At 31.8% G+C, this 14,566-nt stretch carries 15 protein-coding genes; all 15 read left to right on the top strand.

The window, feature by feature from the left end; genetic code table 11:
- Positions 1–118 precede the first annotated feature (118 nt).
- The 15 genes from FHK87_RS24815 to FHK87_RS24885 all read left to right on the top strand — a co-directional run bounded on the left by FHK87_RS24815 (position 119) and on the right by FHK87_RS24885 (position 14,464).
- Positions 119–964 (top strand): helix-turn-helix domain-containing protein, encoded by an 846-nt coding sequence (locus FHK87_RS24815; RefSeq protein ID WP_140597583.1) that lies wholly within the window; start codon positions 119–121, stop codon positions 962–964.
- A gap of 82 nt (positions 965–1,046) precedes the next feature.
- Entirely contained in the window at positions 1,047–1,595 is a 549-nt protein-coding gene (locus FHK87_RS24820) for a YbhB/YbcL family Raf kinase inhibitor-like protein (protein WP_140597584.1), read from the top strand.
- Between the two features lie 335 nt (positions 1,596–1,930).
- Entirely contained in the window at positions 1,931–5,260 is a 3,330-nt protein-coding gene (locus FHK87_RS24825) for a starch-binding protein (protein WP_140597585.1), read from the top strand.
- Between the two features lie 249 nt (positions 5,261–5,509).
- Positions 5,510–6,238, top strand: a complete 729-nt coding sequence (locus tag FHK87_RS24830) for a LytR/AlgR family response regulator transcription factor (protein WP_140597586.1) — start codon at positions 5,510–5,512, stop codon at positions 6,236–6,238.
- 246 nt (positions 6,239–6,484) lie between these two features.
- Positions 6,485–7,237 carry a hypothetical protein gene (locus FHK87_RS24835; RefSeq protein WP_140597587.1) on the top strand — a complete coding sequence of 251 codons (753 nt, stop codon included), beginning with the start codon at positions 6,485–6,487 and terminating at the stop codon, positions 7,235–7,237.
- Between the two features lie 334 nt (positions 7,238–7,571).
- Positions 7,572–8,087: a hypothetical protein gene (locus FHK87_RS24840; RefSeq protein ID WP_140597588.1), complete on the top strand. Its 516-nt coding sequence runs from the start codon at positions 7,572–7,574 to the stop codon at positions 8,085–8,087.
- 136 nt (positions 8,088–8,223) lie between these two features.
- A complete protein-coding gene (locus FHK87_RS24845; protein WP_140597589.1) occupies positions 8,224–9,105 on the top strand; it encodes a hypothetical protein in 882 nt (293 codons plus the stop codon).
- Positions 9,106–9,132: 27 nt separating this feature from the next.
- Entirely contained in the window at positions 9,133–9,681 is a 549-nt protein-coding gene (locus tag FHK87_RS24850; protein WP_140597590.1) for a hypothetical protein, read from the top strand.
- 213 nt (positions 9,682–9,894) lie between these two features.
- Entirely contained in the window at positions 9,895–10,644 is a 750-nt protein-coding gene (locus FHK87_RS24855) for a DUF1266 domain-containing protein (RefSeq protein ID WP_140597591.1), read from the top strand.
- A gap of 117 nt (positions 10,645–10,761) precedes the next feature.
- Positions 10,762–11,118, top strand: a complete 357-nt coding sequence (locus FHK87_RS24860) for a hypothetical protein (protein ID WP_140597592.1) — start codon at positions 10,762–10,764, stop codon at positions 11,116–11,118.
- Positions 11,119–11,153: 35 nt separating this feature from the next.
- Complete coding sequence (locus FHK87_RS24865; RefSeq protein WP_140597593.1) at positions 11,154–11,765, top strand: hypothetical protein; 612 nt, start codon at positions 11,154–11,156, stop codon at positions 11,763–11,765.
- A 198-nt stretch (positions 11,766–11,963) separates the two neighbouring features.
- Entirely contained in the window at positions 11,964–12,329 is a 366-nt protein-coding gene (locus FHK87_RS24870; protein WP_140597594.1) for an Imm51 family immunity protein, read from the top strand.
- Between the two features lie 15 nt (positions 12,330–12,344).
- Positions 12,345–12,752 carry a DUF3592 domain-containing protein gene (locus FHK87_RS24875; protein ID WP_140597595.1) on the top strand — a complete coding sequence of 136 codons (408 nt, stop codon included), beginning with the start codon at positions 12,345–12,347 and terminating at the stop codon, positions 12,750–12,752.
- A gap of 224 nt (positions 12,753–12,976) precedes the next feature.
- Positions 12,977–13,405 carry an FEKKY domain-containing protein gene (locus tag FHK87_RS24880; protein WP_140597596.1) on the top strand — a complete coding sequence of 143 codons (429 nt, stop codon included), beginning with the start codon at positions 12,977–12,979 and terminating at the stop codon, positions 13,403–13,405.
- Positions 13,406–13,423: 18 nt separating this feature from the next.
- Entirely contained in the window at positions 13,424–14,464 is a 1,041-nt protein-coding gene (locus tag FHK87_RS24885) for a toxin-antitoxin system YwqK family antitoxin (protein WP_140597597.1), read from the top strand.
- The last annotated feature ends 102 nt before the right edge of the window (positions 14,465–14,566 follow it).

Consider the following 14,566-nt stretch of genomic DNA (forward strand, 5'->3'; position numbering starts at 1 on the left):
TGTATACATCTTTTTGAAAATTATCGATACTAGAAAAAAGAGACATTTATGAAATTCTTTATTCTGGATATTTATTTTTGTTTTAAAAAAAAAGCAATTAATGTAAGTCATAGAATATATGAAAGCGATTACACTTCCTGATGAGTTGGTACGAGAACCCTCTTTGTCAGTTGGTGTTTTTGATTATATTAGTAATCAAGAAATTTCTAAACAACATATTGTTCTCAACAAAAATACTATCAGTTTCTTAAGAGAAGGAACTAAAGAAGTTTTCTCAGAAAATTCGTCTTTTGCCATTGATAATTCTCAGTTTCTACTGATGAAATCGGGAAAATGTCTGATGACTGAAAAGCTCTCGCAAACTAATAATTACAGAAGTATTTTATTATTTTTCTCTAATGAAGTAATTTCAGAATTTATAAGAAAATTTGAGATCCGTACATCTAAACCAAAAATTAATCAGTCTATTCATGCTTTTGAATACGATATATTTATTACTCGTTTTGTAGACAGCTTACTAGATATTACCAAATTTTCAAAAGAAATACAGCACAATATTTTAAAGATTAAGTTTGAAGAGTTGATGCTTTACTTAATTGAATCCAAAGGAACTGATTTTTTATATCCTCTAATTACTGATCCAGGGAATCCATCTCAAAAATTCATTCACACTGTTGAACGCAATAAATACAATAAGTTAACATTACAAGAACTTTCGTTTTTATGCAACATGAGTATTTCTTCTTTCAAAAGAGAATTCAAAAAACATTATCTCATATCGCCTATAAAGTGGTTTCAGAATAAAAGATTAGAATATGCTTTCCACTTAATAAAAGACGAACAAAAAAGGCCTTCTGATATTTATTCTGATGTAGGGTATGAAAACTTATCTAGCTTTATCCAAGCATACAAAGCAAAATATGGTTTAACTCCCAAACAGCATCAAAACAATTTGAACTTTTAGCAACATTTTTTGAACTGTTCTCTATCTTTTCGAATACGTCTCGCAACGTAATTTTGTTTCGAATAATTAAATCATTGAGAACATGAAAAAAATACATTTGATGTTAGGGCTAATGCTTACAATATCAGTAACCACATTAGCACAAAATACATTTACACTTACAAGTAAAGATCTAGGCGGGCAAGCAACGCAAATACAAGAGTTTAATGGTTTTGGTTGCTCAGGAAAAAATGAATCTCCTCAATTATCATGGACCAATGCACCTGCAGGAACAAAGAGTTTTGCAGTTACAATGTATGATCCAGATGCACCAACCGGAAGTGGTTGGTGGCATTGGTTGGTATTTGATATTCCAGCAAATGTAAACGAACTTGTTTCGAATGCAGGTAATATTGATTTGAATATTGCTCCAAAAACAGCGATACAAAGTATTACTGATTATGGTACAAAAGGATATGGAGGTCCTTGTCCTCCTAAAGAGCATGGTTTACATCAATATATCATAACTGTTTATGCCTTAAAGACGGAAAAGCTTGGACTTGATGAGAATACGAATGCAGCTGTGGTTGGATATTATCTATCAAATAATATCCTTGCAAAATCAAGTATCGTAGCATACTATCAAAGATAATATCGTATTCGCTTTAACATTTCAAAAATGAGGGATTGCAATCCCTCATTTTTGATTTTTTATATGTTAACAAACTAAGATTTCTTCATATTAGAAATGCAATCCCCTACAAATAATAAATTCATCAAAATAAGTACGTTTTTATTACATAAAATATACTTTTTTAACATAAATAAAAATTAAATATCAACACTCAAACGTTTTCGTAAAATATTCGGAAGCCCAAAAATTGTTAAAGATTATTTTTTTACAAACCTTTACTATAACGTTTGAAAAATCTTGTAAGAAAAAGATTTTCAAATAGTTAAACAAAACACAAACCAAACTTTTTATTTATGAAAAAATCACTCTATTTAGGAATAATACTGATTTTATTCTCATTAAAAATCAGTGTAGCCCAATCAAACAGAAATATACCTTTTGCATGGGAGAATGCCACCGTATATTTTGTATTAACAGATCGTTTTGAAAATGGAGATACCTCTAATGATTTCTCTTATGGAAGACAAAGAAATGGCCCTCCCCTAAGAAGTTATGAAGGAGGTGATTTGCAAGGATTAATCAATAAAATCGATAGTGGATATTTTGATGACTTAGGAGTGAATGCAATTTGGATCACACCTCCTTATGAAAACATACATGGTTCTATTGGTGGTGCCGGCTATGCATTTCATGGGTACTGGGCAAAAGATTGGACAACTATAGACCGTAATCTTGGAACAGATGCGCTATTTCAAACTTTTGTTGATCGAGCACATGATCATGGTATTCGAGTAATTATGGATGTAGTACTCAATCATGTCGGGCCAGATAATTCTAGAGATGATTCCTGGCCATCAGAATGGGTACGAAGAGAGCCTACTTGTAATTTTCAAGGTCCGGGAGGCAACATCCCTTGTGAATTGGTCGACAATCTACCCGATATTAGAACAGAATCTAACAGCAATGTATCACTACCCGGTTGGTTACTCAATAAATGGAATCAAGAAGGAAGAAGACAGCAAGAAGAAAATGAATTAAATGATTTTTTTAACAGAACAGGTTATCCTAGAGCTCCTAGATATTATATCATAAAATGGTTAACAGACTATGTTAGACAATATGGAGTTGATGGTTTTAGAGTTGATACTGTAAAGCATGTTGAAGAATTTGTATGGAAAGAGTTAGAAAGAGAAGGTTTAATTGCATTAAGAGAATGGAAAGATAATAATCCATCTAAAAAACTTGATGATCTAGATTTTTGGATGACAGGAGAAGTATTTGGCTACTCAGCGCCAAGTATGGGGAGAAGATTTACAGGAGATGGCTTTAATGTTGATTACTATGATAATGGATTTGCTAACCTAATTAATTTTGAATTTAGATTTAATGCAAATGACGGTCTCGAAAGCATTTTTAGCAGATATGACAACTTATTACAAAATCAATTGGGTAATGGTAAAAGTTCTTTAAATTTTTTGGCAAATCATGATACAGAGGAAGTATTTGATAGAAATCGTACCAGAACATTTGAAGCAGGTACAAAGTTATTATTAACTCCCGGTCCTGCACAAATCTACTACGGTGATGAAACTTCTAGAACATTAACCCCCGGAGGTGGAGCCTCAGGTGATGCGACCTTACGGTCTAACATGAACTTTAACGAGTTAAATAATCCAAACTCTAAGGCTTCATTAACGCTGATACATTTTCAGAAACTAGGAAAATTTAGAAGAGAACATGTTTCAGTAGGTGCAGGAAAACATAGTAAATTACAAGATACCCCATATACGTTCAAAAGAGAATATAATCAAAATGGTATTAATGATAAATCTTTGGTATATACCGGTAATGATGGAGATTTTATAGGAGCTCTTAATGTTTTTGGCATCTGGCCTGATGGCACACAACTAAAAGATTATTTTTCTGATCTTACAGCAACAGTTTCTAATGGATCTGTTTCTTTTGGTACCAATTTTGGTTTGGTATTGATTGCAGAACCTCTTAGTATATCAGATTCTGTAAACTTATCAGTAACACCGGCATCAGGATCCTCTAATAATTCTTTTACTGTAGAGATGACAGCATCTACGACAACACCAGGAGGCAGCGTAAATATTTTTTATACTACAGATGGTTCAGAACCTTCTTCAGCTAGTATTCCGTACACAGCACCATTCAACATAAATACAACGACTACAATAAAAGCAGTTGCCATTGATTCTGCCGGAAACCAATCTTCTGTAATCACAAGAGAGTATTCGATTTTTGACGGTAATCCTTTTGATATTTATTTTAAGAAGCCATCAAATTGGTCTTCTGCCTTTGTATATCTATTCAATCAGAACACAGGAGAAGTATTATCAGGCTTTCCTGCTTGGCCGGGAGTTGCTATGGATTCGGTAGAGGGTACACCATGGTTTACTTACAATGTAAATCAAAATGTTCAGGTAGGTATTGTGTTTAATGATAATGGAGGAGCACAAACCGATGATCTTACAAGAACAAAAGAAGGATGGTATGATAATCAATGGTTTGATGATTGCCCATCTGACTGTCCTTTACTTACACAAGTACCAGAGCTTACCGTATCACCTGATTCAGGTACATTTGATCAAAATGTTACTGTATCAATAAGTGCCACAAATTCTGGATCAATATTCTATACATTAGATGGGTCAACTCCAAGTGTAAACAGCATTCCTTATAACAGCTCATTTACCATTTCAACAATTGGCGTTACAGAGCTTAAAGCTATTGCTGTTAATACTGCCGGCAGTTCTTCTGTCATCACAAAAACATATACTATAGAACAAAATACAGGGAGTTATGTGGTAAACTTTAAAAAACCAAATAGCTGGAATACGGCATACATCTATTTATTTGATAAAAATGCCGGTGGTCCAATTTCTGGTTTTCCTGCATGGCCGGGAGTAGCCATGTCAACTATTGATAATACACCTTGGTTTACCTATACAATCGATCAATCTGTAGAAGTAGGTATTGTGTTTAATGATAACGGAGGAGCACAAACCGATGATTTATTCAGAAATAGTGAGGGTTGGTATGATAATCAATGGTTTGATAATTGCCCATCTGATTGTCCTCAGAATACAGCTCCCGGATTTGAAGTATACTTTAAAAAACCTACAAATTGGGGTACTGCATTTATCTATTTGTTTGATAAAAATGCCAATACTCCTCTTTCTGGGTTCCCTACATGGCCTGGGATAGCTATGTCTGCTATAAATAATACCCCATGGTTTGCATACACAATCGACCAATCTGTAGAAGTAGGTATTGTTTTTAATGATAACGGAGGATCACAAACCGATGATTTATTTAGAAATAGTGAGGGTTGGTATGATAATCAATGGTTTGATAATTGCCCATCTGATTGTCCTTCTTCCGGTATCAGATCAATAGCTGATCAAACAGAAACATTAGTAAAAGCATTTCCAAATCCATTTAACGAAACGGTCACACTTACTTTTTCTGAAGATGTAAAGAAAAATCCTGTGTCTGTAGAAATGTATGACCTATCAGGATATAAAACCCAATTAATTCCTCAAGAAAAAATAAAGACCAAAACTATGACGTTCAATACCTCAGAACTTCCAAAAGGTATTTATATGATCAAAGTAACATCAAATAATACTTCAAAAATCATGAAACTAGTGAAATAGCTTACAGCCAAAAATCTAGAAAAAGCCTGCTATTAATATACAATAGCAGGTTTTTTTGATGCTTTGTCTCAAATTCTTTTTAGACAGCAGATGAGTTATTTTAATCCTTTACTTTTGCATATCAGATATTACATAAATACTGTTGAAAGAATTCAGGGTAGAAATTAATATTAAGCAAGAAGACAGAAAATATTTTGAAGAGAAAAGAACAATAGTTACATTAATGCTCCCCTTACAAAAGAAATAAATATGATTAAAACTATACTTATTGAAGATGAGTCCTACATAAGAAAAGGATTAATTGCCCTTATTGATACCTTAGATAAAGATCTTACAATTGTAGGAGAGTGCGGATCTGTAGAAGAAGCGGTAACCGTAGTCAAAGCTTGCAAACCGGATTTAATTTTTCTTGATATTAATTTACCAGATGGTAATGCTTTTGATTTTTTAGCACAAACTGAAGAACTCAATTTTAAAGTAATTTTTGTTACTGCTTATGATGAATTTGCATTAAAAGCTTTAAAACTAGGAGCTATTGACTATATCTTAAAACCAGTAGATATAGAAGAGTTAGAAATAGCAATTGATAAAGCTATAGCAGCAACACACAGCGCTCAAAAAGAGAAAATACAAATCGTCAAAAACGAACTAGATACAAACAGATTGGTATTAAGTCTACAAGACGGATATCAGGTCATTAATATTAATGAACTCCAATTTTGTAAATCTGATAAAGGATATACAACATTTTATCTCTCTAACAAAAAGCCAATTATCGCTTCAAAACCTTTAAAGCATTTTATAGACAAATTACCTGCTTCAAAATTTGTGAGAACACACCAATCTTGTATGGTCAATCTAGATTATGTAGATAGATACGATAAAAGCGGAATGATCATATTAAAAGACAACCAACAAATTCCCGTATCTATTCGTAAAAAAGAAGAATTTCTTTCTAAGTTGCTTGCACGCGATTAATCATAAATATACGCAACAAAGACATCCTTTGAAAAAAGTACAAGCTTATAAACCTAAAATATATTCTAAAAAGTTAGCATAAAGAAAATACTTTCTATATATCCAAAACGAATATTGATTACTATATGACGAATATAGATTCTCTGTTCGATAAGGGATACCTCATGTCTATTTTTGAAGAGATATGTAATTAAAAAACCAATTTAAATACTTCAAAAAAAAATTTAATCACAAAAAAATTCAGACATGAAAGTAACAAAGCTTTTATCAACATTACAAGTTTCATTATTACTAATAGGAACCATTTTATTTTTTACGAATTGCGAAAGAGATGAAGAAATAATACCTGAAAACACTATCAAAAGTGTTAGTATCCCTAATATAAGTGGATATTACACCGGTAGTGATAAAGGGCATTATTATATTAAACAGATTGACAACAATATTTTCTGGATGGGAGAAGACCCTACAGGGATTTGGGTAAACATATTCAGAGGAACTCTTGTTGGCAATAAGATTTCGGGTATATTTTATGATGTGCCCAAAGGACGAAATAGAGGGTTTAGAGAATTAGAGTTCGTTGTAAACGGCAATGTCATCAACAAAACCTATGGTCCGGGATTTGGAGGTAATGTATTAACAAAATCGGTAAAACCAAATGATCTTCCCGGTGAGCGTCCTCAGGGATTTGGCACCAAGGATAACATCAATGATCTTACAGGTAAATGGAAAGCCAATGACAGAGGTACGTACTATATCAGACAAATTGGAGATAGAGTTGTATGGTTTGGAGAACAGGACTATACTTCAGGAAGACCTGTTTGGTCTAACGTAGCATTTGGAACCAGAGTCGAAGATACTATTACTCTAGAGTGGGCAGATGTACCAAAAGGCCGTAATGGTGGATCAGGACAATTAACATTAACAGTTGATGATGCTAATCAATTATCCAGAATTCGTGTAAGCGGTGGATTTGGCGGTAGCCGTTGGAAGAGATAGTAACATCACAAAATATAAAATACTATTATACAAATAGAAGTATTTAAACAAAATCAATCTTTTCATTAAAGTGTTGGGTTTTTTAACACATGTTGAAGTGAGCCTCGGATTTTAAAAAAATCCGGGGTTTCTTTTTGTAATCTAATTCGGATACCATTTATAAGAACACCTCTTCTCTACTCTATTTCTTTTTAAGCCTCATGACGTTGTATTTTTAATTTCTAAAAACAATACAAAAATATATTCATTTCCTACGAATCTATATTCAGCAATACACGATACCACCCTAACAGCTAATTTTGAACAAAACAATAACGACTAAAAGACATAAAAAATGAATAAGAGTATAAAAAGTAAGTTAGGATATGTTGTAGCATTTCTGGCAGCAGGTATTTATTTTTTCTTTCAAACGGGGGACAATCCTTTTCAAGGACCGGGAGAAAAAGGTGAAATCATTAGTATAGAGCAATTCGAGGCCCTTAGAAAAGAAACCTCTAGCGATGGCAAAAGAATTGCTTTTATAGGACATGCAAGCGTAGGAAGTCATGATATAACCTATACCATAGGAGCGCCACTAGAATTAATTTTTAGTACTCCTGATGATGATTATATTGCTCATATCCCTTTTCCATTAGACCAAGATGGAAAAAATTCGTGTTACTTACCTTCAACATTTACACCGGAAGATTTGGTTTTATATGATAATGAAGGAAAAGTGTATCCATATAATGAAGATGTAGTTGTTTCTTTTACCTTAGAAAGGATAAAAAATGCTATTCCTGAAAAAAATCCGGAAACTGGTGAATATTCATGGAGATATAAACAAGTTAGAATAGATCCTTCAAAGTAAAACGCTGATAATTACTAAATATAGAGCAGGTCACACAAATATAAATTCATCTTCTACGAATCTATGTTCAGCATATCATCATTAGCGCTTTACCTATACTTTTGTTAACGTATTTCAATATTAAAAATACAACGTCATGAGTCTTAAAAATTTATTTTCAAAAATCATAGAGAAGGCGATTCCTTCAGAATATAAAACTGAAAACCTTACTTATGAGCAGCTTCTTAATTTGAAGAAGCAAGGCTGTGATGTAGATCAATATTTAGAAGTATATGAAAAAGGAGAGCATCCTTCACAAATACAAGAACAAATAGCACAACAGGAGCAAATTAAAATAGCACAAAAAGAAGAATTATTAGAGCAATTGCGTTTTGAAGACATCAACATTGCTGTACATGATATTCCTAATCCTACAGACCTAAGTAAACTTACTCCATATTTGAATACTCTTGATATTAATTCGGATTTTATCAAAAAGAGTATCGGTTCCGGTCCTTATATCGGCAGAAACAAATGGCGTGAAGAAGTAAGAAAAGGAAAAGTCATTTTTACATCTGTAGTACAAGCTGCTCCAATCCTTTGGGAGAAAGGCGAAATAGGATATGCCGTTGCTGTATATGTATTGGTAGAAAAAGGGGAATACAAAAACAATGTAACTTTTCTAAAATCTTTGAGCCATATGTTAAACGATTTTAGAGACAAAGCGTACTGCCCACAAGGATTATCATCAGCAATGATACAATTATACGATGACTTAAATAATCCTGATTCTATTTTTGATGTTAAAATCGATCAAACCCTGTTAGACTCATATGGTTTTAGTTTTGAAGGAAGAAAGGTAAACTCACAAAAAATTAGAGTAAAAACAGGTGGAATAATCAATTCTCAAAAAGAGAAAAAATTGCCAAATGGATATTTCCCAACAGATGGTATTATCCCTATGATTGCTTTTGGTACTAACAGAGACTTTGAATTTGAAAATTTTGAATTCGTATCAGGAAAATTTTATAAATTATAGAACACTAACATAAAAACCCAATTAAAAATGAGAAAATTAATATTAGTAATTGCAACAGGTCTACTACTTTGCTCTTGTGGAGGTAAACTTTCTGATGACAAAGCCGGTTTTCAGGAAATCGAGAGCAAATTAAATGATAAATTCGGCGATGATGCCTTTTATACCAGTATCATGGTTGCCTATACAGAACAAATAGGGATGTTGGTAGATGCTACCGGAACAGATGATCCTGAATCGCTTAAATTAGAAGAATGGAACTGGGTGCAAAACAACTGGACACAAAAATCTGATGTCACCTTAGAGATTACAGGAGGAGAGGCAAAAGATTTTATGTTTACTCTTGGTGATAAGATAAGCATCTCAAAACTTGGAGAATTGGCTGAAACAGCAAAGAAAAAACTAAAAGACGAAAAAGAAATCGATGAAGCTATCGTTACAGTTGCCAGAATAGATTCGCCAAACGATGGTGATAAATCCAAATTGGGATATAATTTAACTTTAGAACCAAAAAATGGAGGTACTTCATTCCATTTTAGTTATGATCTTGATGGTAATTTAAAAGATTTTACCTACTAAGAGTAACTACACTCCAAGGCTAGCCTACAAAATATAGGTAAATAAATATCTCTGAAGTTTTTGAGACGAGCCTTGGAGCATTTAAAACTCAATTATCGAGTAGATTACCCACGAATACGACTATAAGTTTACGCTGCTAAGACAACCCTTATACAAATTATTGTAATTAGTGGTTCACCTAACTATTGTCCATAATGAAAATAATCTGTACAAATGATAAAATTTTTTAAAGAAATCATCGCTTCAATCAAAGAAGGTGTAGAAGAGGCCAAACAAGAATTAGAAGAAGAGAAAAAGCTTGAAAATGAGAATGCTAATCTTGAAGAAACCTCGATAGAAGATATACAAAAAATACCATACAACGAAGCTTTTGGTAACGCTTTGGGAGCTCCTTTTAGAACTGTGATTTTTGGAGATTGGTTTACGCTTTTCAAAAGTAAAGAAGGAGCCGAAGATAATTACTACCCTATTCATCTACATGCGTTTGGAGAGTACCCAAAACTTAAAGAGCATCAAAAGGATTTTACAAAATTACTGAAAAGAGATTTTAAGATTGTAAATGAGCATTCATGCTTTGTGGTGTTAAGCTCATTTTTTGACATACTATCAGTTTCAAAAAACAATACACGCTTAGAAAATATAGAAGGAACACAAGTAGGTATCCCCTACTCTAGTTTATCTGAAATTAAAATCTCTGCGGTATTACCTTGTATCATTTCATATATCGTAACATCTGCAACAGATGTAGGGTACCTCAACAAGAAAGATGCTCTAGACATATTGGATAGAATCATCCCCTTTGTAAAAAAGTATCATAATAGTTGGAGTGAATACGGTACTAGTTTTATTGAAGGACAAACTGAAGTAGGGTTAAATAATTTTGTTGGAAACTCGATATTAAAAAAGAATATCGGCTATTTAAATTCTAAAAACGGAAGTCCCTGGAATACTATAACATGGTAATTAAAAAATAAATCACCATAACAAAACTATAAATTATTACAAGACCTGAGTTTCTATTTAATAAATAAGAAAAACTCACTAAACTTCTAATCTAAAAAGAGCTAAACGTATTTAAAAATGAAAAAGCATTTACAACGTGAATATGATTCTCTAGAAAAAATCATGTCTTATTTAAAAAGTAAAACAGATTTAGAAATATCCATAAAACCAGACGAATGGATTACAGATGGTTCTCTAATGCTCACTCCCGGTAAAAAATGTATTGTTGTCAAAAAAAGCGCTACGGCAGGAGCTAAAATCAACATAATAGATTCAAGTACTATCGAGATTCATCCTATACCGCCAAGTAGTTTTGTAAATCGTGCTACACAAAGAGGTATACTGGCAATAATTATGCATGCAATACTATTAGGATCACAAGAAAAAATAGCAAAAGATGTAAAAAACCTTTTGCTCGACATACAAGCAAACTAAAAACAAGAAATAAATAATTAAATAATACAATAAAAATGAAATCAATACAATTACATCTATTACTAATAATCGGTATTTTGTTTACCTCTTGTTCTCAAAATACATTACCTAGTGAACTTATACAAGATGAACAAGGATATACAGAATTATCCGAATATATATACTCGCATTACCCCGAACTTGAAGATAATATAGAGGTATTAGAGTTTAGTTATTCTGCAGGTTTGGTATCTTCTCATAAAGACTTAGTAGAAAGTAGTATCTCATTGGATTTTGTAAGAGGTGATGACAAAGACAGAATTGTAAACTACCGAATTGATAGCAATCGTTTATTGACAAATAATAATGTTGATATAAGTGTAGGAGAGGCATTTAACCAAAAACTATCGAATAGTTATGAGACCTACAAACCTTTTCTTTTCTCTTCTGATCTCATCAATCTTACTAACATCAATAATGCTATTTCAAAATCTACAGAATTGTTCAAAGAGGATGCAAATGTTCAAGATGCCATTTGCTCAATGGTAAGAATAGAGAAAAAAGGAGAACAACCTATACTATCAATACGAATTGAGCAAAATAAATTTGCTAGTTCTATAAGTAGATCTTATGAATGGTCTGTTGACGGGCAAAATCAAATAAAATAATATAAATTTCTAAATAACGTGGGGTTATTACGTTTTGAAAACCTATAATAGTGGTGTCATAATACTAATGTGTCATCGTCTAACCAGTCAAAAAGATGAAGTTGAGTTTCATAGTATAGGCGCCGCTATTTGGTTTTCAAAATCATTAAAAAAATTAAAGTTCTCAATAACAGTATAAGTATTTTAAAAAGACAAATCATGGACAAATATGTAGCTATTGTAGAGCATGAAGACTCAAAAAAACTATCTGTGTGTTTTTGGATAGAAAAAGAAAAACCATTTGTGATAGGAGAAAAAATGTATGAGATCCATAGTGAAGCATACATGAATGGGTATAATTGGGAAGCATTTTTTAATTATTACCTACCAAAATACTATCCCGATATTACTGCTAATATGAATACCGATCCCGAAGCAGGAAGTTATATCGCTTATTATGAAATGAATCCTGAAAATGAGAAAAGAGCAAAAAAATTTGTAGAAATTATTTGTGATTTGATAGAAAATGAAGAAAAATTATATTCCATTTTAAAAAATGAAGGTGACCATATCGAATGGGATTAAAAAAATAATTATCTGATGAAAAATACTCTTATTTACATAATATTACTATTACCATGTATCATATTCGCTCAAGATTCGACAGAATGGATATCTACTGAGGGGATCATAAAAGATATCGAGATCAAACGATCAGGAAGAAGGGTTAGAGAAATGGCTTTGGTGGCATTTCAAACCAAAAATGGAGAATCCATGACCACATACGTACAACTTAACAGAATTCCCCTCTTAGGAAGTTTGAAATCAAAAGGCGATACTATAAACGTAAATTATGATAAAAATAATCCTGCAATTGCTCAAACAGATACAGGTAAATTTATATCGCAATACGGGCTTTATATCTTAATTGGTCTTGGCATCATATTTTCATTAAAAAATGTTTTGAGAGCAATTAAGTTCAAAAATATTAATGGACAAAATACTTGATTTTTTTGATAACATTTTGAATAGTATTTTTTTGTAATGAACTCATCTTGACTTTTTATTTTTAACCGAAAATGAGTTGAAATTTAATCAGATGAGGCACTTTTTGAAAATTATAGTAGGGCTACAAATAAAAAAAGTAACAAAATATGAGTGAATTTCAATCATTTTTTAGGAAATAGAAAAAGTCAAGATGAGTTAAATTATAATCTCTAAATCAATCAGTCATGAAATTAGTACATAAAGCCATTTTATATGTTGTAATCATGTTACCCATGCTAAACTTTGGTCAATACCGAAAATTGACATACGAAGATTACAAAAACAGTACAGCAGAAAAAATATACTTTGTCAATTCTGAAACTTGTCAAGAGATAGATGGCTGGTTCCAAGAAGATTTTAACATGTGTACTATCTTCTTATTTTTACAAACCGAAGCCGAATCAGATGATAAGAGTGAAATTAACATTGCTTTTGAAAAAGAGTTTGGCGTGTATTATTTTAATTTAGGTTGTGAGGCACCGGAGCAAAAATGTATTGCGAAATATAATCATCAAGTATTTGAGTATCTAACAGGACAATTTGATACAAAATGGATCTCAAAAATTCGTGAAGATAGTATTGGTTTTAAGGATTGGAAAAAGAATAAAAGCTAATGATTTAATTACTTACTAATGAGATTGTATATCTTTTTAATTATATCCGTTTCTTCATGTTTTACATTATTTTGTCAAAAACGTCCTCAAAAGATAAAATCAGACGAAATATATGTTGTCCAACATCAAGTATTTTCTAATGACAGCATGCCTGTAAATGGGTATTACAAAATCAAATATGTAGGTTTTTTGGACCGTAATGAAGTTGAAGTATCTCGTTTCAAAAATGGCTATCGTTATGGTTCTTCAAAAGTAATGAGGTCAAATACAGTGCTTAGAGAAGGGGATTATGTAAACGGACGCAAACACGGAACTTGGAAAAATTACGAAACCGATATTACTTCAGAATACAAAAACGGTTTAAAGCACGGAAAAGAATTTGGCAAAAGAATTATGGGTGGAAAGTTTATCTGTACTTATGAGAATGATAGTCTACATGGAACAAAAATAAAGTACGGGTATTTTGGGGACATTGAATCCAAAGAATCATATCATAAAGGAAAAAAACTATACGAACATAAGTTTGACGATTTTTTGAATATTATCGAAAAACGAACCTTCACCTATGTAAATGACACACTAACCATAGAAGAACGGATGACAGAAAAAAAAGATATTCGATCTATCGATAGTATTTATTTTCATAAAGAAAGACCGGTGAGAAGTAAGTTTTATAAAAATAATGAACTCTTATACGAAAGAGAAATATGCATAACAAAAGACACTACCCGATCCGGAAAATATGACAAAATCTTTACTTCAAATTTTTATGACAAAGAAAGAACTAAACAATCTATCTCTTTTTACTATAATGAACAATTAGTAAGCTTTTCTAGTATAAAAGACATATCAAAGTATATAATTAGTGATCATCTTGTTTCTGATATTGATTCTTTTTTTCAGTCGATGTTGTTTTCATATCCTTTTGAAGAAATATATATCTACATATATCAAAATAATATTTTCTCTCAGTATAGGTGTTTTTTTGATAATCAAAATATTAGTTCTGATTGTTCAAACAAGTATCAAACTCCAACCTATTTTAAGCAATCTTACTAACCAAAAGACAAGATTAGGCAACTTTAACATCTCGTAATAGTATTAGCAAGAACTATACTACTGTTTTTACTACCCTATATAATTTTACAAAATAGTATTAAT

The organism is Aquimarina algicola (assembly GCF_006443095.1).
Lineage (GTDB): Bacteria > Bacteroidota > Bacteroidia > Flavobacteriales > Flavobacteriaceae > Aquimarina > Aquimarina algicola.

Bases quoted from the DNA above. Each gene is read 5' to 3' on its own strand.
- FHK87_RS24815 (WP_140597583.1), top strand. From the start codon at position 119: ATGAAAGCGATTACACTTCCTGATGAGTTGGTACGAGAACCCTCTTTG.
- FHK87_RS24820 (WP_140597584.1), top strand. From the start codon at position 1,047: ATGAAAAAAATACATTTGATGTTAGGGCTAATGCTTACAATATCAGTA.
- FHK87_RS24825 (WP_140597585.1), top strand. From the start codon at position 1,931: ATGAAAAAATCACTCTATTTAGGAATAATACTGATTTTATTCTCATTA.
- FHK87_RS24830 (WP_140597586.1), top strand. From the start codon at position 5,510: ATGATTAAAACTATACTTATTGAAGATGAGTCCTACATAAGAAAAGGA.
- FHK87_RS24835 (WP_140597587.1), top strand. From the start codon at position 6,485: ATGAAAGTAACAAAGCTTTTATCAACATTACAAGTTTCATTATTACTA.
- FHK87_RS24840 (WP_140597588.1), top strand. From the start codon at position 7,572: ATGAATAAGAGTATAAAAAGTAAGTTAGGATATGTTGTAGCATTTCTG.
- FHK87_RS24845 (WP_140597589.1), top strand. From the start codon at position 8,224: ATGAGTCTTAAAAATTTATTTTCAAAAATCATAGAGAAGGCGATTCCT.
- FHK87_RS24850 (WP_140597590.1), top strand. From the start codon at position 9,133: ATGAGAAAATTAATATTAGTAATTGCAACAGGTCTACTACTTTGCTCT.
- FHK87_RS24855 (WP_140597591.1), top strand. From the start codon at position 9,895: ATGATAAAATTTTTTAAAGAAATCATCGCTTCAATCAAAGAAGGTGTA.
- FHK87_RS24860 (WP_140597592.1), top strand. From the start codon at position 10,762: ATGAAAAAGCATTTACAACGTGAATATGATTCTCTAGAAAAAATCATG.
- FHK87_RS24865 (WP_140597593.1), top strand. From the start codon at position 11,154: ATGAAATCAATACAATTACATCTATTACTAATAATCGGTATTTTGTTT.
- FHK87_RS24870 (WP_140597594.1), top strand. From the start codon at position 11,964: ATGGACAAATATGTAGCTATTGTAGAGCATGAAGACTCAAAAAAACTA.
- FHK87_RS24875 (WP_140597595.1), top strand. From the start codon at position 12,345: ATGAAAAATACTCTTATTTACATAATATTACTATTACCATGTATCATA.
- FHK87_RS24880 (WP_140597596.1), top strand. From the start codon at position 12,977: ATGAAATTAGTACATAAAGCCATTTTATATGTTGTAATCATGTTACCC.
- FHK87_RS24885 (WP_140597597.1), top strand. From the start codon at position 13,424: ATGAGATTGTATATCTTTTTAATTATATCCGTTTCTTCATGTTTTACA.